We start from the raw sequence: 22880 nt of genomic DNA, 5'->3' as shown, positions 1-22880 counted from the left end.
TCATTAACATAAGATGATCAAAGGAGTATCCCACCCATTATGCGCCAATCCGTCAAGGAAACACGTTCCCGACTAGAACCTCTGCTTCTGCCTGGAAACCTGTATGAGTCCCTGAAGCTTGCCCGCGCTGCTGCCGAGTGTGCAACAACGATTTGGGCCCTTCAGGATTTGGACAAAAGGGAGCAGAGCCGTCTTCCGCGTGACTGAGTGCTGACCATTTGGAATGAATGAAAAGTCTTGATTCGATCATCGAATCAAGACTTTTTTGTTATGGAGCTTATCTGGTGCTGAATCGGATCGTCTGATCAAAGTCAAAATAATACAGACTCGTCATGTTATAAACGGCTCTGGTTAGGGTAATAACAGAACGAGGCACGATGGCGTGCCAGGTTCAGTATTTATTACGGGCAATGAACAAGAAATGTACACCAACAATTTCTGCGAATACCCGATTTCAAGAAATTTCGAACACGGAAAGGAGAACATACGTTATGAGTAAAGTTGCTTTTTTATTGGCGAATGATTTTGAAGATTCGGAAATGCAGGTTCCATATGATGAGGTGAAAAAAGCCGGACACGACGTGGAAATTATCGGCTTGAAAGCAGGAGAGACGCTGAAAGGTAAAGGTGGTAAAGCCTCCTATACTTCGGACAAAGCGATCGCTGAGGTTTCGGCTTCAGATTACGACGCAGTTGTCATTCCAGGTGGATCTTCTCCTGAAAATTTGCGTACAGACGCACATATCCTGAAATTCGTAACGGAGATCAATAGTGCGAAGAAACCAATCGCTGCGATCTGTCACGGCCCGCAAATTCTGGCAAGTGCGAATTTGTTGAAAGGCCGTACGATTACATCCTATCCACCGCTCAAGGATGATATGGTGAACGCAGGGGCAGAATTCAAGGATCATGAAGCTGTAGTAGATGGAAATTATATTACATCCCGTACGCCTGCCGATGAACCGGCATTTGTCCGCGAGTTGTTAAAAGTCATTTAATGACTTGGGACGGGCCGTACGTGTTAATGAGATTAGGTTGAAGTTCGAAAGTCGAAGCTCAAAGCTTCTAAGTTTTCATTACCAAGCATTTATTCCGATAAAGGAGGGTTTGACATGACAAAACATATTCAGGCGTATTTTCGGACCGAGGACGAGGCGGAGGGAGCAAGAACCTCACTTCAGACGTTCCGTACAGAGCATTTGGAAGTAGGACAACTGGACAGTGCGGTTGGCAGAGACAAACGGATTATGGTGCCTCTGGTGCCTTATAACACAGCAGGTGGCGTAGGAACCAATGGAGCCATGGGTGTGGGTGCTGCCCCTGGGGTTCCTGCCAGTGAAAATGTAATCCCGGTCGTCAGCAATGTGGATCGCGATACCGAGCGAGGTTCACGAGATAATGTCAATGAGGATGGCGATCTACTGGATGCTGCGGATGTGTCCTCGGCTGACTATGACGATCTGCGTTATGTTTTGTCTGCCAAAGTAAGGGATGAGGATTATGAGGAAATCGTTCATAAACTTCGTTCCAACCAAGCTTATGTGGAAGAATTGAATTAATATGTAGAATCAAGCCCTTGCAGTGCCTGACTTTCATGTCAGGAACGTCTGCAGGGGCTTTTGTGATGTAGAAAATAATAAATTATAAAGCGCTATCATTTTTGTAATATTACTGTAATATTAGTTACATAAGCCTTTAACATAGCCCGTTTATAATAACACACATGACCCCCTTTTTTTATATATCCTTTGAGCCTGCACACCGTGTGCAGGTTTTTTTTTTTGAGATGAGAATGTATATCTTTTGGGCGAAACTTACCCCGTATTTAAATTTTTGCTAGAATAGAGAAATGGACTTGAATATTTTAAAGCGAATTGTTTTCATAGTTGGGCTACATTGGACGGTAAATCAAGCTTCCAGTGATTGGACTCAGGCGAATCCAATCCTATGATAAAGAGTGTGAGGAATTCATAGCCAGAGTGATCGTCATATTCCAGATGAACATATACTCGCTGAACGACCCCGCCCTTATATAAGAGCGGGGCAACCGTTTCTGCTTGATGCTGGAAATTGTAAATTATATAGAATGCCTTGTAGGAGAAATGACACCTATAATGCTAAAGCAACAGTGTTCTCATGCAAATGGCTAGTGACAGATTTAAGGGGGAATTAGTTTTGAGTAAGGTTGGAAGAAATGATTTATGCCCGTGCGGAAGCGGGAAAAAATATAAGAAATGCTGTCTGGGCAAGGAGCCTTCTGCGGTAGAATCCATACTGGGGCTGATATCAACGGGGCAGCATGCCCAGGAAGCCTCGATTCAGCCTGAGAGCAAACTGACCTTGACCAAACTGAAAAAGATGGTGGAGCGCGAACTGAAATGGGAGCATCAGGCTCACGAACAGCTGGCCCTGCAGCTTATTGAGAACATGAGGGACCATTACGAGCGGGAGCTGATATTGGAAGCTCTGGTGCTATGGAATGGCTATTCTCGTCAGACCCGCCCTACTGTGAAGAAGACAGGCTCGTTCTGTGCCGCCATCGAGTATTTGCTGTCTGAGGAATACGGCTTCAATGTTTCGAAGGCTGAGCTGTCAGGTAAATATGAGGTAACGACATCAACGATTTCCCGAAAAGTTAAGGAGATGTTCGAGTACATCGAAGAATACGGCATGGGTGGCGAAACGGACGAGCTGATGATTCTGAACAGCCCAGGTACATCGAAGGACAAAGCGCAGGCTCTGCTACATAAGGCGATGGAAGCCAGTTCTTCCAAACGCAGAATACAGCTGGCGAAAATGGCACTGGAGATGTATTCTGACAGCTCTGATGCATATCGTATTCTGGCTGAGGAGTCGGACAATGAGCTTGATGCACGATCTTACCTCAAGGCCGGAATCGCTGCTGGCAAACGCGAACTGGGCGAACTGTTTTTTGAGAAGAACAAAGGGGACTTCTGGGGGCTTCATGAGACTCGTCCATATATCCGGATATGCAAAAGCTACGCCGAATCCTGCTGGTTTGGTGGAGATACCAAAGAAGCGGCACAAATCCTGGAGCATATTTTGGAGCTTAATACGGAAGACAATACCGGAGCGCGTTACCTGCTCGCTGCTGTGTATTTGTACAGCAACCAATTGGAGCAGGCAGAGCAACTGATGGAGAAGTATGGGAAAGGTGACGCCACAGCCGCCTTTGCCTATGACAAGATCATTCTGGAGTATAAGAGGAACGGAATCACCTCCCAGCTCAAAAGGCTGTACCGTGTGGCCCAGGGTGTGAACAAACATGTGCCTGATTATCTGCTGGGTTTGAAGCGGCTGCCACATAACCTCCCTGATTTTGTCGGAATGGGCAATTCCGACGAAGCGGTTGAATATGTCATTATACACTCCCGTCTATGGGCGAATGTGCCGGATCTGCTGAAGTGGATGCTGAAACAATAGAGAGATAAGAAAGCAATAGAAGTTGGAATTCATTGATGAATCCAGCTTCTATTAGCTTTGATTTCTATGGACTCCGCCTCCCGTACGGCGTGTGAATTTTTTTTTCTAATGCTATCTTTTTGTGTTAACCCTTGACTTTAGCACTGCGGTTCATTACAATCAGAAAATAAATTAACTTTAAACGTTATATAATAACATGTAATCATATAACTTGATGATTTGATGACGGGACCAAGTACTCCGTGCCCACATGAACAGAGAGGAATCCCCTGGCTGTAAGGATTCTCTTGATGAGCGGACGAATGACTTCCCCGAGAACAGACAGCGAACACATTAGATTTACATCTGATGGTCATTAGCTGGCCTGCGCAGGGCGTGCGTTATACGTAGAGCGGAATGATCTGTTTGATCGGATTGCCTGGAGCAATCTTAGATCATCACCTGAACGGCGAAAGTGTCAGGGATTCCGGAATGTGGGTGGTACCACGGGTGAATGTGTAAACACAATCCCTCGTCCCTTTGTTTGCTGTGTATACAGCGACAGGGCGAGGGATTTTTTTGTTATACAGAGAAAAATAGATGCTGGAGGGATGAAAGATGGCTTTTCAAAAACCGACTGGAACGCAGGACTTGCTGCCTGGTGTTGTGGAAAAGTGGCAGTTCGTAGAGGAAAAAGCGCGTGATCTGTGCCGCCGTTTTAATTACCGCGAGATTCGCACACCGATCTTCGAACAGACTTCTTTATTTGTACGAGGCGTTGGGGAAACAACCGATATTGTTGAAAAAGAAATGTACACCTTCAATGATAAAGGGGACCGCAGCATGACCCTTCGTCCGGAGGGTACAGCGGGTGTTGTCCGCGCTTATGTGGAAAATAAAATCTATGGCGAACCAGATGTGAGCAAGCTCTATTACATCGGTCCGATGTTCCGGTACGAACGTCCGCAAGCAGGTCGCCAGCGGCAGTTCCACCAGTTCGGCGTAGAAGCTATCGGAGCCCTTGATCCAGCCATCGATGCTGAAGTCATTGCACTTGGGTATCAGCTGTGCGTAGAACTGGGACTGAAAGATGTCAAAGTCGAGATCAACTCGGTAGGTAACCCAACCAGCCGTGCAGAATATCGCGAAAAATTGCTTGGATTCCTAAGACCGATGAAGGACAGCCTGTGCAAGGACTGCCAATCCCGGATGGAACGTAATCCGCTGCGTGTGCTCGACTGCAAAGTCGATCAGGACAAATTCGTAGGGGCACCGTCCATACTGGATAGTCTGGATGAAGAATCATTGAACCACTTTGCCAAGCTGAAAGAGTATCTGGATGATTTTGGCGTAGATTACGCGGTGAACAATCGTCTGGTACGCGGCTTGGATTACTACACATTGACTGCTTTTGAACTGAAAGCCCAAGGTATTGGCGCAATTGATACAGTCGGCGGTGGCGGCAGATACAACGGCCTCGTTGGAGATATCGGTGGACCGGATCAGCCTGGTATTGGTTTCGGTATCGGTCTGGAGCGTATTCAACTGATTCTGGAGCACCAAAATATTGAGGTTACTACACTGGCTCCATTGGATGTGTACTTTGTTGCTTTGGGAGATGCTGCTGATCGTGAAGTGAACCGACTGTTGTTCAAACTCCGTCAATCCGGCCTGTCCGGTGAACGCGATTATCTCGGTCGCAAGATGAAAGCCCAGATGAAATCTGCTGACCGATTCAAAGCCCGTTACACTGCCATTCTGGGTGATGATGAACTGGAGCGCGGGGAAATTGCCCTGAAGTCCATGGATACAGGTGAACAACAAACCGTGAAGCTCGATGATCTGGTGTCAGCTGTACGCGGAAGTAAATAAGCACGAGTCTGAAACTGTAAAATAGCAACAATGGATCCGGCAAGATTACTGAGGTTCACCAATGTTTCCGATTAATCGGAAGTTGACGAGTCAGAGGTAACATGCCTTTTCGAAATAAAATCGTCTTCACGCAACCGCACTGTTGAAAAGCGGGCTCTGCCCGCCCATACAGAACGGAAATTCACATAAGAGGAGTTTGGTTATGAAAAGAAGTCATCATTGCGGCGCATTAACACCCGCACACATCGGTGAGACCGTAACATTGAACGGCTGGGTACAGACCCGCCGTGACCTGGGGGGCGTACTGTTTATCGATCTGCGTGACCGCAGCGGAATTGTACAAGTTGTTTTCAACCCGGCTTACTCTGGCGAAGCATTGCAAATCGCTGACAGAGTGCGGAGCGAGTATGTTATCGCGGTAACAGGTAAAGTCGTTAAACGTGACGAAGAGACTGTAAACAAAAACCTGCCTACAGGCGAAATCGAAGTGCAAATTACCGAGATTGAAGTACTGAACGCGGCCAAAACTCCTCCATTCTTCATCGAAGATGGTGTGGAAGTCGACGAGTCGCTTCGCTTGAAATATCGTTACCTGGACCTGCGTCGTCCGGAAATGTTTGAAACCTTGAAATTGCGTTCCAAAGCATCCAAAGTGTTCCGTGATTATCTGGATGGAGAAGAATTCGTTGAAGTAGAAACACCAATCCTGACCAAGAGCTCCCCGGAAGGTGCGCGTGATTATCTCGTACCAAGCCGTGTGCATGAAGGTGAATTCTTCGCCCTGCCGCAATCCCCGCAAATTTACAAACAATTGCTGATGGTCGGCGGACTTGAGCGTTACTATCAGATCGCTCGTTGTTTCCGTGATGAAGATTTGCGTGCGGACCGTCAACCGGAATTCACCCAAGTCGACATCGAGACTTCCTTCCTGCAACAGGATGACCTGCTGCCAATGATGGAAGAACTGATGGCCAAATTGCTGCGTGAAACGAAAGGCATTGAGCTGGAACTGCCTTTCCAACGGATTACGTATGCAGATGCAATGGGTAAATACGGTTCAGACAAACCGGATCTGCGTTTTGGCATGGAACTGGTTGAAATGAACGATATCGTAGCAAACAGTGGTGTGAAAGTATTTGCTTCTGTCATCGAAAAAGGTGGAGAAGTGAAAGTGCTGAACGCCAAAGGCTGTGGTACATGGAGCCGTAAAGAAATCGATGACCTCGGACCATTTGCTGCACGTTACGGTGCAAAAGGATTGGCGTGGATTCAAGTAAAAGATGGCGAGTTCAAAGGGCCAATCGTGAAGTTCTTTACGCCGGAAGAGATCGAAGCAGTCAAAGAACGTACTGGCGCTGAAGAAGGCGACTTGTTGCTCTTCTCTGCTGACACCAAAAAAGTGGTTGCAGATGTACTGGGCGCATTGCGTCTGAAAATCGGTCGTCAACTGGGCTTGATCGATGACAGCAAATTCAAATTTGCATGGGTTGTGGACTTCCCATTGCTCGGGTACGATGAAGATGCGAAACGTTATGTCGCAGAACACCATCCGTTCACACGTCCTAAAGATGAAGATGTACATCTTTTTGATACAGATCCGGGTGCCATTCGCGCTCAAGCCTATGACCTTGTTCTGAATGGTTATGAAGTAGGCGGCGGTTCGATGCGTATTTACAAACGTGATGTTCAGGAAAAAATGTTCGCTGCTCTGGGACTCTCTCCAGAAGTAGCCAACGAGAAATTCGGATATCTGCTCGAAGCGTTCGAATACGGAACGCCACCACACGGCGGAATCGCCTTTGGTCTCGACCGTCTAGTAATGCTGCTGGCAGGCCGCACGAATCTGCGTGAAACGATTGCCTTCCCGAAAACGGCAAGTGCAACGGATCTGCTCATGAATGCACCTTCTGAAGTGGATAACTCCCAATTGGAACAACTTCACATCCGCGTAGCCCGTAAACCGGTGGCGGAAAAGAAATAAAGGAGGCATCGATTCTCAATGCTCCATCAATTTTCAAGAACAGAACTGGCAATCGGACCTGAAGGTCTGAACGCTTTGAAAAATAGTACAGTAGCTGTGCTCGGCATCGGCGGCGTGGGCGGTATTGCAGTGGAAGCTCTCGCCCGTAGTGGTGTTGGGCGTATCATTCTGATTGATAAAGACGTGGTGGACATCACCAACATCAATCGTCAGATTCATGCTTTGACTACGACCGTTGGTCAGAAAAAAGCAGATCTGATGGTAGAGCGGGTGAAGCTCATCAATCCGGAGTGCGACGCGATTGCACTGAATATGTTTTACACGGAAGAAACGTATGAGGAATTGTTCAAATATGAGCTGGATTATGTGCTGGATGCTTCCGACACGATCATTTACAAAATCCATCTCATTAAGGAATGTTTGAAACGGAAGATTCCGGTCATTTCCAGCATGGGTGCGGCAAACAAAATGGACCCTACGAAATTCCAGGTTGCGGATATTTCGAAAACGACCATGGACCCGATTGCCCGAGTTGTCCGCACAAAACTGCGGAAAGAAGGCATCAAAAAAGGTGTGAAAGTGGTCTTCTCCACCGAAGAACCATTGAAACCTCGCGCAGATGTGACGCAAAAAATCGTTCCTGAGAATGCGCCGGAAATTCGCAAGGCGAAACAGCCACCAGCGAGTAACGCCTTTGTTCCTCCGGTAGCCGGACTGATCATGGTCAGTGTGGCCGTCAAGGAACTGATCGAAATTGCAGAGAACAAGCAGCAGTAATCTGCTGTGAATGGAAAAGCGTAGGTACCGACTAGGTACCTGCGCTTTTTTGCATGCGCGAAACCTTAACAAATGTCAGGGTTACGTGATGTACTTCAATCCCAAAACCGTGTATGATATGTGGTGCTGCGCGAAATGATGGTAAATACATAGAGAAATCGCAGCTATATAAGATTTACACAAGAACGAAGAGGACAGAAAAAACCTGGAGAAGCGAAGCGTGCGCCTAAAAGCTTTCTGAAAGAAAGCTACATCGGAAGGTTGTTCTGTCCGCGCAGTGGTAGAGTGTAAATACATTTGTTCGGCTTACATAGAGAGAGGGGAACGGAACGAATGAAACAAGGATGGATGACCAGACGTCTTGGCCTGGAGCCGGGGGACCAGTGGAAGAAAGAAATTGTGGCGGGGGCCATTTCTTATTTTGCCGTGGTCTATATCATAATGGTCAATGCAACAATTCTGGCCGATGCCGGAATGCCGCTGCAGGCGGCTATGGTGGGTACACTGCTGACGTCCATTGCAGGGTGTTTGCTGATGGCATTTGGCGGTAAGTCGCCGATTATCGTTGTACCTGGCATGGGCATCAATGCATTTTTCACGTATACACTCGTACATTCGATGAAATTGAGCTGGCAGGAAGCCTTGGCGGTTGTATCCGTCACCGGTGTGCTGTTTGCGGTCGTAGCCTTTACATCGTTATATAAAATAATTAGTGAGGCCATTCCGAAAAACCTGCAGCATGGCATTACGGTGGGGATTGGTTTGTTTCTGACGTTTATCGGTTTGCAAAAAAGCGGAATCGTCATCGCACACCAGACCACGTTTGTAGCGATCGGACATTTTAATGATCCTGGAGTGATCACTGCCTGTGTTACTCTTGTGATCGCCTTGATTTTATTTATACGCAATGTACAAGGCGGGCTCCTGATTAGTATTCTGGCGGGAACAGGACTAGCTTATGTGCTTGGTGCGGTAAAACCGGGTGATCCGGTGTCTGCCACAGCAGCATTGCATCAATACGGCGGTTTGTTTGCCCAGCTGTCCTTCGCAAATCTGGTGGATCTATCGTTCTGGATTGCTGTATTTTTGTTGTTGCTGATCGTTGTATTTGAAAACATCGGCCTGATCACAGCCCAAACCCATCTGATTGGTCGCCCCCAAAGATTTAAGGGCAGTTTGCGGGCGCTGTCGATCTCGAATATTTTTGCCGGAATTTTTGGCAGCAGTCCTACTGTAGCTGCGGCCGAGACAACAGCGGGCATAGCAGCAGGTGGACGTACAGGCTTGACTCCACTAGTTACCGCAGTGCTGTTTGGTGCAACGTTCTTCTTTATTCCACTATTGGGTTATATTCCGGACAGTGCTATTGCACCGATTTTGATCATTATTGGCGGCTTGATGGTACAAAGTGTGAAGGACATGGATTTCAGTGATTTCACGGAAGCTTTTCCGGCTTTTCTGATCATGGTCATGATTCCATTTACGTACAGCATCGTGGACGGGATGGCATTTGGATTCATTGCGTATCCGGTGGCGAAGCTGGCGGCGGGCCAGGGCAAACAGGTGCCTAAAGTCATGTATGGCATTGCCATCCTGTTTTTGGCCAATTTTGTGCTGCATGGGATATTGTAAAAGACAGGAAACGTAGTGTAAGTTCATACGTATGATCTCTGGTGAACAAGGGGAGAACGGGGGAACGGTAATGGAAGAGCAACAACAGGCAGGTCAAGCTGAATCGAAAATAGGAAAAAAAGGATTCAAGGATTTTGTGAAGCTGATTGCTGCGACAAATCCACCAAAGCTAATTCTGATCATTGCGTTGATCCTGACACTTATTCAGACGACAGCCGGACTGATTGTGCCATTGATGACCAAAGGCCTGATTGATGGGCTTACAATGTCTGCGCTGAACAAGTCCGTTATTTTCCTGCTGCTGGGGGCATTTGTTATTCAGGCCATCGCTTCAGGCATCAGCATCTATATGTTGAACTATACAGGTCAACGGGTGGTTGCGACATTGCGAACGAAGCTGTGGAACAAGGTATTATCCCTACCGATGCCATATTTCGACCGGAATCGTACAGGGGATACGATGAGTCGAATTACGAATGATACAAGTCAGATTATGACGCTAATTGCGGATTATCTCGTCTCTTTTGTGTCCAATATCGTTGCGGTTGTGGGCGGGGTAGCGTTGCTTTTCTATCTGGATTGGGTTATGTCACTCATCATTTTGAGCCTAGTGCCGCTAACGCTGCTGATCCTGCTGCCTGTTGGTCGTAAAATGTACAAAATCTCCAAAAAGCAGCAGGACGAAATGGCAGGTCTTACTTCGGTGCTCAGCCAAGTCATTGGCGAGATTCGTTTGGTGAAAGCTTATGGAACGGAGAAACAGGAGGCGGAAGCAGGCGATTCCCGTATTGGGAAGATGTTTGCTTTTGGATTACAGGAAGCTCGGATTTTGGCGTTGATCGGTCCACTCTTTACGTTTGTCATGACGGCTGTGCTGGTTGTTATACTGGGTGTTGGCGGCATGCGGGTAGCTTCTGGATTGCTGTCTCCGGGTGAACTGGTTGCCTTCATTCTGTTGTTGTTCCAGGTGATTATGCCGATGGGACAATTTACGACACTGTATTCACGTCTGCAAAAGGTTGTCGGTGCGACAGAACGCATTCAGGCTATTCTGGCACATGAAGAAGAACCGCGCCATAGCACAGCAATTGCTCCCAAGGGCAATGAGACGATTACATTTAACAATCTCCATTTCTCATATGTAACAGGGGAAGAGGTACTGCATGGAATTAATCTGACCGTTCCTGCCCGTAAAGTGACCGCCATTGTGGGGCCAAGCGGCAGCGGGAAATCAACGCTGTTCTCCCTCTTGGAGCAGTTCTATCTTCCAGAGTCGGGCAGTATATCATATGGTGGACAAGCCATAACCGATTATTCATTAGCCTCTTGGCGAAGCAAGATTGGATATGTATCACAGGAGAGCCCTCTGATGGCGGGCACAATTAAGGAAAACATGACATACGGGCTGGGCCGTGAGGCGAGTATGGATGAAATTAGACAGGCGGCAGAAATGGCGTATTCCTCCGCTTTTATTGATAAACTGCCTCAGGGCTACGACACGGAAGTGGGAGAACGCGGGATCAAGCTCTCCGGTGGTCAACGCCAACGGATTGCCATTGCTCGTGCCCTGCTGCGCAGCCCGGATATTCTGTTGCTGGATGAAGCGACGTCCAGTCTGGACAGCACCTCCGAACATGAAGTGCAGCAAGCCCTGTCCAATCTGATGGAAGGACGAACAACGGTTGTTATTGCACACCGATTGTCCACCGTCGTCGACTCTGATCAGATTGTTGTTCTGGAACAGGGACATGTGACGGGAACGGGAACACATGCGGAGCTAATTAGCAACCACCCGGTATACCGTGAACTGGCACAGAAACAGTTTGTGGCACAGGATGGAAAGCCGGATTCGGAACCGGAATGATGTAAAAGGAAAACCGTTGTTCATCTGTTCTTTGCGAACAGGAACAGCGGTTTCTTTCATTTGGCTATCCAGGTTACTGTAGCTTTTTGTACATCAATATGATATAGTGGGTATCCTTTTGTGTCGTCAGTGTTGACTATGCAGAAAAACATATTCTTAGGAGGTAACTGAAACATGTCAGACAGCTTTCAAAGTGCCTATCAAGAAGAAGAGTACAGGTTAGAGCGAACGATGAAGGAAGTGGACAGTCAGCTGGAACGGCTGCGGAATATTCCGGTGTATACCGGCCACGACTTCACAGAGCAAGTGCTGGAGGCCGGACGTGAAGAGCGCCGCACCGCCTTGTCCAAGAGCGCGCAGCAACCCTATTTCGGACGCTTGGATTTCGAAGAACAGGGCAGTGGTGCACGGAAACCGCTGTATATTGGCAAAATCGGCGTAGACCGCGAAGAGGTGGGAGAGCATCCGCTCGTCATCGATTGGCGTGCTCCTGTCGCAAGCCTGTTTTACTCATTTACCGGAGGGGAAGCCTCCGCAACGTATGAAGCCCCGGAAGGACTCATTGAGGGCCTGGTTTATCTGAAACGAAACGTTGTCATTCGGCAGCGTATATTGGAACGTGTGGCAGATACGTACAATCGGGACAGTGACCAGCCAGCCGTATCGGATGAATTCCTCGTGTATCGATTGGGTGAGAACAAAGACAACAAACTCCGTGATATCGTATCTACCATTCAGGCGGAGCAGGATCAGATCATTCGTGCGGCGAGAAACACCGCATTGATCATTCAGGGTGTGGCCGGTTCGGGTAAAACAACCGTCGCGCTGCATCGCCTCGCCTTTTTACTCTATCAGTATAAGGAGCAGGTATCTGCGGAGAAAATGGTTATTTTCGCACCCAACCATATGTTCCTGGATTACATATCGGATGTACTCCCGGAGCTCGGTGTAGGGGATATTCAGCAGCGTACATTCCCGGATTGGGCGATGAACCTGCTGGGGCTGGACCTACCTTTGGCAGACACGTCGGAGACATTGTACACCTGGTTTGAAACGCCGGATGCACGTCCTGAACTTAATGATGATGTACCAGGGCGCTACAAAGGCTCGATCCGCTTCATGGAACTGATCCGGGAGTGGTTATCCGGAATGGAAGAAGAATCCGTACCTGATATGGACTTTAGTCCATGGGATGGTGCAGTGCTCAGCAAAGCGGAGATTGAGAACTGGTTTGGGGAAGAGTACAAACATTATCCGCTGGCAAAACGCAAAGAGCGGGTGATGGCGCGTATTCACCGCTGGATTGAGATGGAACTCAAGAAACCTTGCCCGGAAGCCGTTCGCAAAGAGCGTAAAAAGAAAGCGGCAACCCGTGAGAAGGCTTACGCCAAAAAATGGCCTCAATATGAACCACTTACGCTGTACAAACAGCTGTTCAAGGTTGTTAAAGGCGGTTCGGTTCCTGCCTCGCTCAGTGGGTTAATTCCCAAATTGGTGATGAAACAAACGGCAGCAGATCTGAAGCAGGATATCATCCGTGAAGAGGATTTGCCTGCATTGGTGTACGTTCATACCTTGGTTCACGATATTGAAGGCTCCGAGCGCTTCGATCACGTCGTCATTGATGAAGCGCAGGACTTTTCTCCTTTTCATGTGGCGTTATTGGATCAGTTTGTCAAAGGGCATTCCTTCACCATACTCGGGGATCTGTCCCAAGGTATTCATGAGTACCGTGGTGTTCATACGTGGGAAGAGATGAGTTCGCTGTTTCCTGAGGAACAGAATGCATACTTTGCATTGACGCGAAGTTATCGCTCAACGATGGAAATTATCGATTATGCCAATACGATTCTGGAGCGGGGTGTCAAGAGCGGCATTACGGCGATTCCTGTATTCCGGAGTGGTGATCCTGTACGGACGTTAGCTTACGGTGGTAAAGGCCGCACAGCAAGCCTCGAACAGGCCCTGAAGCTGTTAACAGTCAAAGATTATCGCACAGTCTCCATTCTGACCCGTACACTGCATGAAGCAAAGGAGCTTCACCGTGAACTTCAGGCAGCAGGCTGGGATCTGAACTTGATTGACGGCGGCAAAAAACAGTACACAGGCGGTCACTCCGTTTTACCTGTCTATTTGTCGAAAGGGTTGGAGTTTGATGCAGTGATCGTAGCGGACGCGGATGAGAAACACTATTTGCCCAATGCGGGTGATGCGAAGCTGTTATACGTTGGCTGTACAAGGGCGCTGCACGAACTGTGGTTATTCCACGACGGCCCATTGCCAGACTATGCTGCTGCAACCCACAATCCGGAAGGCGAGTCTGTTGCCATTCAGGGTTGGCCTGACAGCGAGGCAGAGTGAATCCTTGTTGTTGAACATAGCATTAATATAGAAAGGGCATGGCGCTGTTAAAACGCCATGCTCTTTCTGCGTTCTCATATGAGTTTTATTTTCGAGTGGCTCACCTCAAGTTTCGCTGTTGTTCTTCTACTGGTCAACTTGCAGGTGTGTGTTGGGGCGACCCCGGTTTATCCAAAACTGACTTATGACTGGCGGGATGGCGGTTAACCAGGAAAATGCCCAGACAGATCATTACCCCGCCTGCACCCACAATCCAGCCGACATGCTCTTCCAACAAGACGAAGCTCGACAGTAGTCCAAACAGCGGCGCCAGAAAAAGAAAGGAACTGGTTTTGGCCGGATCGGTGTTCTGCAGCAAATAAAACCAGAGGGTGAATTGAATGATGGAACAGAAAGTGGTCAGCCATACCAGGACAACGATGGATGTTGTATTTACGATAAAATGAGGCTGCTCTGTAAACACACTTAGTAGAAGCAGTACTGCCCCTCCAGCGAGCATTTGGTAAGCGGTAAGTACAAATGTATCATGAGCAGCTCCCCAACGTTTAATGAGCAACGTAGATACAGCAAAAGAGACAGCGCCGCCGAAGCCAATCCACGTTCCAGGACTCATACTCAGATGGAATCCAAAGGTTAACGCCACTCCGACCAATCCGAGCACCACACCGGTCCACTGGCTAAAACGATAGGACACTCCATATAGAGCAGCACTCAGGATGATGACAAGCAACGGATTCGTAAAGGTGATAATAGCAGACTCTCCCGAACTGATCCAGTTCATGCTGTAGTAGGCACAGCCCATCACTCCTGCCGACTGGAACAGACCGATTACGGCGACTTGCATCCACTGTTTCCACCCCACAGGCATGGGACGTTTTCTAATGATCCACGCTAGTAATGCTCCTGCCAATATATAGCGAAGTCCCATTAACAAAAAGGGAGGAGCATACATCATGCCGATTTTGCCTACGGGAAACGAGGTTCCCATGATAAGAGTTGTAACAAGGATCAGGAGTGTATATTTTAAAGGCTTCATCAGAATTCCTCCTTTTCGCTTCCCATGCTCATAACATCTGACCGCTATCTACTGTAATCAGTTGCCCGGTCATGGATGGTTGCTCCAACGCGGCGCATATCATATGTGCAATGTCTTCGCTTGCCGCTATTCGCTGCAACAATAATTCACCACCTAGACGATGCATCTGTTATTCCTTTCCTGCCCACCAACGGGTCGCGACTGCACCCGGAATGATGGCGTTAACCCGAATATCAGGGGATAAAGCATGTGCCAAAGACTTCGTCAAACCGTGTACTGCTGCTTTGGATACTGCGTAAGGAAGGGAGGACCCGGATCCTGTGCTGCCAGCTATGCTGCCGAGGTTAACGATTGCGCCTTGACCTGCCTGCTGCATTCCTTTCGCTACAGCTCGTGCGCAGTAAAACATGCCTTTAACATTGACATCATATAGTTCATTCCATATGTCATCCGTTACGGCTTCCAGATCCTTCATTGGGATATGATGCGTAATGCTGGCGTTGTTTACGAGTGCTGTCACAGGGCCAACTTGATCAGTGATAGAGGCTATCATTTGACGAACCTCGACATCGGAAGCAACATTGGCCTGAACTGCAAAAGCATGACCTCCCGCATTCAAAATTTGTTGTACAGTCTCTTCGGCCTCATCCTGGGAACGGGAGTAATTGACGGCAACGGTTGCTCTACGACTAGCGAGCAGTATACTGGTAGCTCGGCCTATACCCGTACCGCCTCCGGTTACCAAAGCTACAGTGTTGGTCCAGTTCATCATCGTGAACACTCCTTAATTGAACTCAGCGAACAGGGAGTTGCTGTGTTCTGATCTACCCCGATTGTAGCTCGAAGCAGCTATACTGTATAATGATTGTTAATAGATTGGATATCATTTTAAATGATGCCTGGATGGATATAGCATAGTTGGGAGGTTTACAATGGAGAGCGGGGATTTAAGGATATTTCAATGTGTCGCACAAGAAGGGAATCTGACCCGAGCTGCGGAGCGCCTTGGTTACGTGCAGTCCAATGTGACAGCAAGGATACGACATCTGGAATCCGAAGTAGGGACACTGTTGTTTATCCGTCATAATCGGGGGATGACATTATCTCCAGCAGGGGAGATGCTGCTGACGTATGCGGATAAAATTGTAGGCCTGCTCGATGAGGCGGGTAAGGCGTTGAGTTCTACAAATGAACCTTCTGGACCACTGCGCATAGGCTCCACGCAAACTGCCGCAGCGGTACGTTTACCTGAGCTTTTTGCGAAATATTATAAACAGCATCCGGCTGTCTCCTTATCTTTGACTACAGGTAACTCCCAAGTGCTTATGGATCAGGTTATTGGGTATGAATTGGAAGGGGCATTTATCGGTTGTTCATGTGACCACCCCGACATTGCTGCTACTCCTGTATTCGACGAAGAACTATTCGTTGTCTCCTCCGGTATGGGACCGGAAGACGAGGAACTCACCAGTAAACCGATTCTGGTCTACAGCATGGGATGTTCGTATCGTCAGATTTTGGAGGAATGGTTATCGGTTAGCGGTGTAACCCGTCCGGTCATTATGGAATTTGGAACTCTTGAAGCGATTATTAGCGGGGTCACATCCGGCATGGGCATTTCATTGTTACCCGAGATCGTCATTCGGAACCAGATTGAAAATGGATTACTGCGAAAGCACACACTCCCGGTAGGCATGAATCGGATGATGACTCATTTTATTACGCGCAAGGATGCCTTTGTCAGCAGTGCGCTTGGCGCATTTATGGGTATGCTGCCGCGGGAGTATGATATGATAGAGAATAGCGATTAATCAGAAATTTATCAGGAACAAGTAAAGGCAATCCGTTAAGGAAGTGATGAGCAATGGATTTATTTTCGTTTCAGCAGGATTCAGTACCTCAAGCAAGACTGCTCGCTGACCGTCTGCGGCCAGAGCGGCTTGATGAATATATTGGGCAAGAGCATATTATTGGACCTGGAAAATTGCTTCGGCGCGCGATTGAAGCGGATCAGATCTCGTCCATCTTGCTTTACGGTCCTCCGGGATGTGGCAAGACGACACTGGCACATATTATTTCCCAGCATACCCAAGGACAGTTCGTTCGTCTGAATGCGGTGGATGCTTCCGTCAAAGATGTACGTGAAGTCATCGAGCAGGCGCAAACGAACAAGCAGTTGTATGGAACAAAAACCATTTTGTTCCTCGATGAAGTACACCGTTTTAATAGTTCACGTCAGGATGCACTGCTGCCCGCAGTAGAGAAGGGCACGATCATTTTTATTGGCGCAACGACAGAGAATCCCTTTCATTATGTGAATGGGGCCTTGATGAGCCGTTCGACGCTGTTTCAGCTGGAGTCTTTGAACAAAGAACATTCTCTGATTGCGATGCGCCGAGCGCTGGCGGATGCGGATAAAGGTTTGGGATTCATGGACCTGCAGGCAGATGATGAGGCATTGGAGCATATTGCAACGATGGCAAATGGCGATATTCGGCGTGCGCTGAACGCCTTGGAACTTGGTGCACTGACTACACCGCCAGAGAAGGATGGTTCGATTCACATTACGCTCGATGTAGCGGAAGAATCTATACGTCGTCCGATTGTGAAGGCAGATGAATCGACACAATATGATGTATTGTCAGCATTTCATAAAAGCATTCGGGGTTCCAGTGATGCGGCATTGTTCTGGTTTTTGTATGCGGTAGAGAAGCTGGGCATGGACCCGATGACGTTTATACGTCGTCTAATTGCAGCGAGCAGTGAAGATATTGGACTTGCGAATCCGCAAGCGATGACCCAGGCCATTGGGGCATTGGATGCTTATCGCAATAATGGCTGGCCTGAAGCCAAGCTGAACATTGCCCAAGCGATCCTGTTTGCTGTTGAAAGTCCGAAGTCCAATGCGGTGTACACTGCGATCTCAAAAGCGATGAATGCCATTGATGAGGTGAAATCGGCCGAGGTCCCTCTTCATCTGCGGGATACCCATTATTCCGGTGCAGTGAAGCTCGGACATGAAGGCTACCAATACCCGCATAATTATCCGGGCCATTATGTGAAACAGGAATATTTACCGAAACAGCTCTCACGCCGCATTTTCTATGAAGCAACGGAACAAGGCAATGAATCCAAGATTCGTCTAAACCAGCAGCGGCGCAGAGAACTGTAAGATCGATACCCGGTCCTAAATCAAACACGGCATATACAGCTTTGGACAGGGCTTGGGGAGACGTCCGCAAGGGGATCACCGGCGATGTGCCTGATCATCTTAAAGATGCCCATTACGTTTCCATAACCCTTTTTCAAAACGCATTTTTTAATATTTTAGCAAATGAAGTATGTTAATTTATCGATGTTGTGAAGGGATATTCTTAACTGAATTTAGTTTAATAAAAGTTCCATATTAAAAGGAATCGCGGTTGGCGATTCCTAAGATTATTATTTATTTGCTGCGTTTATGGTACTAAGTGAATTGTTAAGTGCTGTTTTACACTTGTTTACATCAGGATTTGATGAACGAACTGCTGCTAATACAACATCTATTGTTCCATCAATTTTCGTCCATGTAGTGCTATCCATTTTTCGAAGCTTAGGTTCTTGTGTATCCCATTGATGTTCCAAATTATCAGCGCCTTTTTTTGCTGTAGCAAAGTCGTTTTTATTTATAGCGTTTAGCATATCATTTTCATTATTAACAAAATCGTTTAATTCACCTCCTAACGAAGCTTGCTCAGCAGCACCTTGTGATGCAATATAATTACTGCGCCAGTTATAACCACCTATACCAACAACTAAGAAAATTACGAGTACAACAATCGTTTGTGTTAGCACATGTTTCTTATTTGCATTACTTTGATTTGTTCCCGCTTTATCACTTTTAGCATTTGTATCAATTTTTGAAACGGCAAGGAAAACGATGATCGCTAAAATAGCGATAAGAAAAATGACACTCGTAACGGTTGTCCCGAGTCCTAATCCGCCATTTACTTTTGGTTGAGATAGGTAATCTCCAAGTGACGCTCCAAGCGGACGAGTTAAAATATATGCAATCCAGAAAGCTAATACCCCGTCAAGTTTCAAAAATTTATAAGCTAAGAACACAAGAGCAATAATAATAACAACGCCTATTCCTGTGTTAAGATAACCAAAACCAAGTTGTTCTGAATATAAGTCGCCGACTGCAGTTCCAAGTGCAAAGGTGAAAAGGATCGTAAGCCAGTAGAAAACTTCTCTTTTTTTAGTGAAAATCGAGTGGATCGATAGTGTTTTTTCACTAAGATACCAAAATAGAAAAGTCAGTCCTAGTAGCACCGAGAAAACAGTTGTACTAACCTCAAGTGGTATGCTTATATTATCTGTCAAATTATCCGTTACCAGTGTTCCAAATACACTTATAAGAACAACGGTTACCCAGTAAATGGCTGGAACATACTTGTTTGCTTTAAGTTGAAAAAACAATGCAATAAAGAATGCAACTCCCATAGTAATGGTAGTAAGAGTTAAACCAAGTCCAATGTTGAAATTGATGAAGTCAGCAAATGTTTCACCAACAGTAGTACATAAAATTTTGATGATCCAAAAGAAAATTGTCACTTGGGGCACTTTGTTAAGTAAAATTATCATTTTATTTTGGTTTTCTTGCATATATAATTTCCTTTCTTTAAAGTGGTTTCCCACAACTTTGTTATATTTCATTCTCTCTAAATAAAATATTCATCCAGATCCAAGTTTAAGGAAGTCTTCGTTGTTTCTCCCACATTGGTTCAGCAGGTCCGCTGCCGTATCCCCAACGGTCGTTGCCAAGATTTTAATGGTCCAAAAAAATGGTGACTTGCAGGACTTTGTTTAACATCCATCTTCCCGGGCTCATGAGCGGCTGGATCAAGCCCTCCTAATTATACGTATACTGTTCCATTTGCCCATCCTCCTTTACCGTCATAGAAACCACCGGCATCAACTGCTCATACTGTCCATGTTGATTCGGTTTTGTTCATGAGTGTAACAGCTAAAAATGAGAATTTTCTGTGAAAATGACCCAGATCGGCTTGTGTCTCTCCATTGCTTTTTCCAGAAGCATGATGCTGCCGACCCATCCGGTTCACGCGGCTTCCGTACCCGGCAGCTCCGTGGCGGATCGGGTCATCTCGACAGGGAAACAATTTTTAGGCGTTCGCTACCAGTTTGGTGCACCTTCCGGAAGAACGGACGAATTCGATTGTTCCTCATTCACGCAGTATGTCTTCAAGCAAAACGGCTTCGATCTGCCCCGCTCATCAAGACAGAAATCGCAGGTAGGTACGCTGGTGTCCAATGATCAGTTGCAGAAGGGAGACTTGGTTTTCTCCGATACGAATCACGACGGCGTCATCAATCATGTCGTATGGCTTCGGACCATTTACCAAGTGAGATCGAAGCTTTACGACGCTCCTCATAAGCGCTTTTAGCCTGCTCTGCATGATAGGGTTTCGATGAAGTAGCAGGATCCAATTCACGACAAATCGTCGAAGGATGCCTTCCTAATTCTTTTGCGATGGCTCTTGAAATTTGACATTGTCGACGGAGGATTTCTAGCTTGCTGCGCTCAATTATGCTAAGATGTGTGTAGCTCATGGTGGATTCTCCTTGTGTGAATGTGGTGTAGGAACCTCATTCTACACGATCCGGCTATGGGCCCTTTTTTATTTATTTCCAGTAGGTGTCGCACTTCATATTACAATCCGCATTTTCTATGAAGCAACGGAACAAGGCAATGAATCCAAGATTCGTCTAAACCAGCAGCGGCACAGAGTGCTTTAAGATCGATAACCCGGGAGATGCTTGAACAATGAAAGAAATATTCTATATTGGAATCGGCGGAATTTTGGGTACATTATGCCGATATGGGATACAGTTATGGATGCCAGCAGCCAATGAAGGCTTTCCTTGGGCAGTGCTGCTGATCAACGCCATCGGGAGCCTGTTTTTGGGTTGGTTTTTCACCATAGCTGTTCCAGGTAAAATAACGCCTCAACTTCGTCTTGCGATTGGAACGGGGTTTACCGGGGCCTTCACCACCTTCTCCACCTTTACTCTCGATGTGGTCCGTTTATCTGAAGGAGGAATGTGGGGGAAGGCTGTTATATACCTCGTTGTGAGTATACTCGCAGGGTTATTACTGTGTGTATTGGGGATTAAGGTTGGTCAGCGAATGCTGGGTAAACCGACGCAGGACGGTGTTGCACCTTGATCATCTGGATTGGTCTTGCAGGAATGCTGGGTGCGGTGCTTCGCTACAGTTTGGGTCGATGCATATCCGGTTCACTCGGAACGGCCTTCCCATGGGGGACATGGGTCATTAATATCAGTGGTTCTCTGTTACTTGGACTGCTCTATGGCTGGCATCAGTCAGCTTCAATCCCGGACGCAGTCTGGGTGATAGTGGGTACTGGATTTTGCGGAGCGTATACCACATTCTCTACGTTTGGATATGAAACCCTTGGTCTGCTTGGGCAGGAACGTTACTCAAGAGCAGTTATATACGTCACCAGTTCGGTACTGCTGGGGGTTGCGGCCTCTTTTGCAGGAGTGTGGCTGGCTGCATAAGTGAAGATAATTATTTTTTTTGCAGGAAAAAGAAGGAAAAAAGCCATCCGTCATGGTATACATGAAAGATGGCTTTTGTTATAGGAATACAGGGTATTGTGCAAAATCCATATGGGGATGGATTCATTTCTGTCATTGAATCTATTACAGCGCCGGTACAGGCACTTTTTGAACCTGATCAATCGTGCCCCCGCCGAGACACACATCTCCATCATAAAACACAACGGCTTGACCAGGCGTGATCGCTTTTTGCTGTTGGTCAAACTGTACATCCACGCTGCCATCTTCCTGCCATGTCAAGGTTACACCCTGATCCGGCTGACGATAGCGGAATTTGGCGGTACAACGGAATGGTACGTTAGGCATGTGTGCTGCACCTGCGATCCAGTTTACACCTGTTGCAGTCAGACCGGTTGAATACAGGCTTGCATGTGCATCGCCTTGAACGACAAGCAGTTGATTTTTCTCCAGATCCTTGTCTGCCACGAACCAGGGTTCACCATTACCGGAACCGCCAATGCCGAGACCCTGACGCTGTCCAAGCGTATAGTACATCAGACCATCATGACGGCCCTTCACTTCTCCGGTTGCAATATCAACCATGTCTCCGCCTTTGGCAGGGAGATAGTTGCTCAGGAACTCTTTGAAGTTGCGCTCGCCGATGAAGCACACACCTGTGCTATCTTTTTTCTTCGCGGTGTACAGGCCAGCCGCTTCTGCAATCTTGCGCACTTCCGGTTTAGGCAGATGACCAATCGGGAACATGGCTTTGGACAGCTGGTTCTGATTCAGTGCATTGAGGAAGTATGTTTGGTCTTTGTTACTGTCCACACCGCGCAGCAGTTTGAACGTTCCATCTTCTTCAATGAGGCGAGCATAGTGGCCTGTAGCCACATAGTCAGCGCCGAGATCCAGTGCTTTGTTCAGGAATTCGCCGAATTTGATCTCACGATTACACATGACATCCGGATTCGGAGTTCGACCCGACTTATATTCATCAAGGAAATAGGAAAATACTTTATCAAAGTATTCTTTCTCGAAGTTGACAGTGTAGTAAGGAATGCCGATCTGTTCGCAAACCCGGCGTACGTCCTCTGAATCTTCTTCAGCGGTACAGTGGCCGAACTCGTCCGTGTCATCCCAGTTTTTCATGAAAATGCCGATGACATCGTAACCCTGCTCCTTTAGCAGCAGTGCGGTGACGGAAGAATCGACACCCCCGGACATGCCAACGACGACCCGTGTATTTTCAATTGTTTTGGACATCGTTATCACCATTTCTCTATATAAATGTGTTTCGTTTCTATTCTAGCATAACCGGACTCAAGTTACGATACACCCGGCCAATT

The 22880-nt window shown here is 47.3% G+C and carries 19 protein-coding genes and 3 pseudogenes; 16 read left to right on the top strand and 6 right to left on the bottom strand.

Annotation, left to right across the window (positions count from 1 at the left end; all coding sequences use genetic code 11):
• The first annotated feature begins 39 nt into the window (after positions 1–39).
• The 10 genes from BMY78_RS32965 (at position 40) to BMY78_RS24535 (ending at position 13910) form a co-directional block, all read left to right on the top strand.
• Positions 40–207 carry a hypothetical protein gene (locus BMY78_RS32965; protein WP_177185862.1) on the top strand — a complete coding sequence of 56 codons (168 nt, stop codon included), beginning with the start codon at positions 40–42 and terminating at the stop codon, positions 205–207.
• A gap of 284 nt (positions 208–491) precedes the next feature.
• Positions 492–998, top strand: coding sequence for a type 1 glutamine amidotransferase domain-containing protein (locus BMY78_RS24575; protein WP_053779112.1), 507 nt, complete (start codon positions 492–494; stop codon positions 996–998).
• Positions 999–1112: 114 nt separating this feature from the next.
• Positions 1113–1559 (top strand): hypothetical protein, encoded by a 447-nt coding sequence (locus tag BMY78_RS24570; protein ID WP_090903971.1) that lies wholly within the window; start codon positions 1113–1115, stop codon positions 1557–1559.
• Between the two features lie 616 nt (positions 1560–2175).
• Positions 2176–3444, top strand: coding sequence for an SEC-C metal-binding domain-containing protein (locus BMY78_RS24565; protein ID WP_090903970.1), 1269 nt, complete (start codon positions 2176–2178; stop codon positions 3442–3444).
• A gap of 597 nt (positions 3445–4041) precedes the next feature.
• Positions 4042–5295, top strand: coding sequence for a histidine--tRNA ligase (hisS, locus tag BMY78_RS24560; protein ID WP_090903969.1), 1254 nt, complete (start codon positions 4042–4044; stop codon positions 5293–5295).
• Between the two features lie 202 nt (positions 5296–5497).
• Positions 5498–7276 (top strand): aspartate--tRNA ligase, encoded by a 1779-nt coding sequence (aspS, locus tag BMY78_RS24555; protein ID WP_063567716.1) that lies wholly within the window; start codon positions 5498–5500, stop codon positions 7274–7276.
• Between the two features lie 18 nt (positions 7277–7294).
• Positions 7295–8053, top strand: coding sequence for a tRNA threonylcarbamoyladenosine dehydratase (locus BMY78_RS24550; protein WP_076287755.1), 759 nt, complete (start codon positions 7295–7297; stop codon positions 8051–8053).
• A 333-nt stretch (positions 8054–8386) separates the two neighbouring features.
• Positions 8387–9685 carry an NCS2 family permease gene (locus tag BMY78_RS24545; RefSeq protein ID WP_090903968.1) on the top strand — a complete coding sequence of 433 codons (1299 nt, stop codon included), beginning with the start codon at positions 8387–8389 and terminating at the stop codon, positions 9683–9685.
• A 70-nt stretch (positions 9686–9755) separates the two neighbouring features.
• The gene (locus tag BMY78_RS24540) at positions 9756–11549 is read left to right on the top strand and encodes an ABC transporter ATP-binding protein (protein WP_090903967.1); all 1794 of its coding nucleotides are present in this window, start codon (positions 9756–9758) and stop codon (positions 11547–11549) included.
• Positions 11550–11723: 174 nt separating this feature from the next.
• Positions 11724–13910, top strand: coding sequence for a HelD family protein (locus tag BMY78_RS24535; protein ID WP_090903966.1), 2187 nt, complete (start codon positions 11724–11726; stop codon positions 13908–13910).
• A 133-nt stretch (positions 13911–14043) separates the two neighbouring features.
• On the opposite strand, the gene BMY78_RS24530 is transcribed toward BMY78_RS24535, so the two are convergent.
• Positions 14044–14946 (bottom strand): DMT family transporter, encoded by a 903-nt coding sequence (locus BMY78_RS24530; RefSeq protein WP_090903965.1) that lies wholly within the window; start codon positions 14944–14946, stop codon positions 14044–14046.
• Positions 14947–14974: 28 nt separating this feature from the next.
• Positions 14975–15715: pseudogene (locus BMY78_RS24525) on the bottom strand (SDR family NAD(P)-dependent oxidoreductase).
• 163 nt (positions 15716–15878) lie between these two features.
• On the opposite strand from BMY78_RS24525, the gene BMY78_RS24520 reads away from it, so the two are divergent.
• Genes BMY78_RS24520 through BMY78_RS33525 form a run of 3 tightly spaced genes read left to right on the top strand, consistent with a single transcriptional unit; the run spans position 15879 to position 18294 of the window.
• Entirely contained in the window at positions 15879–16757 is an 879-nt protein-coding gene (locus BMY78_RS24520; protein WP_090903964.1) for a LysR family transcriptional regulator, read from the top strand.
• A gap of 53 nt (positions 16758–16810) precedes the next feature.
• Positions 16811–18118: a replication-associated recombination protein A gene (locus BMY78_RS24515; protein ID WP_090903963.1), complete on the top strand. Its 1308-nt coding sequence runs from the start codon at positions 16811–16813 to the stop codon at positions 18116–18118.
• Positions 18119–18159: 41 nt separating this feature from the next.
• Entirely contained in the window at positions 18160–18294 is a 135-nt protein-coding gene (locus BMY78_RS33525) for a hypothetical protein (RefSeq protein WP_256222378.1), read from the top strand.
• A gap of 537 nt (positions 18295–18831) precedes the next feature.
• Here the strand turns inward: BMY78_RS33525 and BMY78_RS33520 are convergent.
• Together BMY78_RS33520 and BMY78_RS33515 are read right to left on the bottom strand one after the other, a co-directional pair.
• A pseudogene (locus tag BMY78_RS33520) lies at positions 18832–19593 on the bottom strand (hypothetical protein); the annotation flags it as partial.
• 69 nt (positions 19594–19662) lie between these two features.
• Positions 19663–19767 (bottom strand): annotated as a pseudogene (locus BMY78_RS33515) (hypothetical protein); the annotation flags it as partial.
• A 212-nt stretch (positions 19768–19979) separates the two neighbouring features.
• Here BMY78_RS33515 and BMY78_RS24500 point away from each other — a divergent pair.
• The gene (locus BMY78_RS24500) at positions 19980–20393 is read left to right on the top strand and encodes a C40 family peptidase (protein ID WP_090904028.1); all 414 of its coding nucleotides are present in this window, start codon (positions 19980–19982) and stop codon (positions 20391–20393) included.
• Here BMY78_RS24500 and BMY78_RS24495 read toward each other — a convergent pair.
• A complete protein-coding gene (locus BMY78_RS24495; RefSeq protein WP_256222376.1) occupies positions 20317–20559 on the bottom strand; it encodes a helix-turn-helix domain-containing protein in 243 nt (80 codons plus the stop codon). The two genes, BMY78_RS24500 and BMY78_RS24495, sit on opposite strands and share 77 nt — an antisense overlap.
• A gap of 214 nt (positions 20560–20773) precedes the next feature.
• Here BMY78_RS24495 and crcB (BMY78_RS24490) point away from each other — a divergent pair, with 214 nt between their 5' ends.
• On the top strand, positions 20774–21175 hold the full coding sequence (gene crcB, locus BMY78_RS24490; protein WP_090903960.1) for a fluoride efflux transporter CrcB: 402 nt from the start codon (positions 20774–20776) through the stop codon (positions 21173–21175).
• A complete protein-coding gene (gene crcB / locus BMY78_RS24485; protein ID WP_090903959.1) occupies positions 21172–21531 on the top strand; it encodes a fluoride efflux transporter CrcB in 360 nt (119 codons plus the stop codon). The genes crcB (BMY78_RS24490) and crcB (BMY78_RS24485) overlap by 4 nt, the downstream gene beginning before the upstream one ends.
• A 144-nt stretch (positions 21532–21675) precedes the next feature.
• Here crcB (BMY78_RS24485) and mnmA read toward each other — a convergent pair whose 3' ends face one another.
• Entirely contained in the window at positions 21676–22797 is a 1122-nt protein-coding gene (gene mnmA / locus BMY78_RS24480) for a tRNA 2-thiouridine(34) synthase MnmA (RefSeq protein WP_076287764.1), read from the bottom strand.
• Between the last annotated feature and the right edge of the window lie 83 nt (positions 22798–22880).

The organism is Paenibacillus sp. OK076 (assembly GCF_900110055.1).
In the GTDB taxonomy this organism is placed as follows: domain Bacteria; phylum Bacillota; class Bacilli; order Paenibacillales; family Paenibacillaceae; genus Paenibacillus.
Note: the sequence above shows the minus strand (reverse complement) of the source record. Positions and strands in the feature narration are given on the sequence as shown.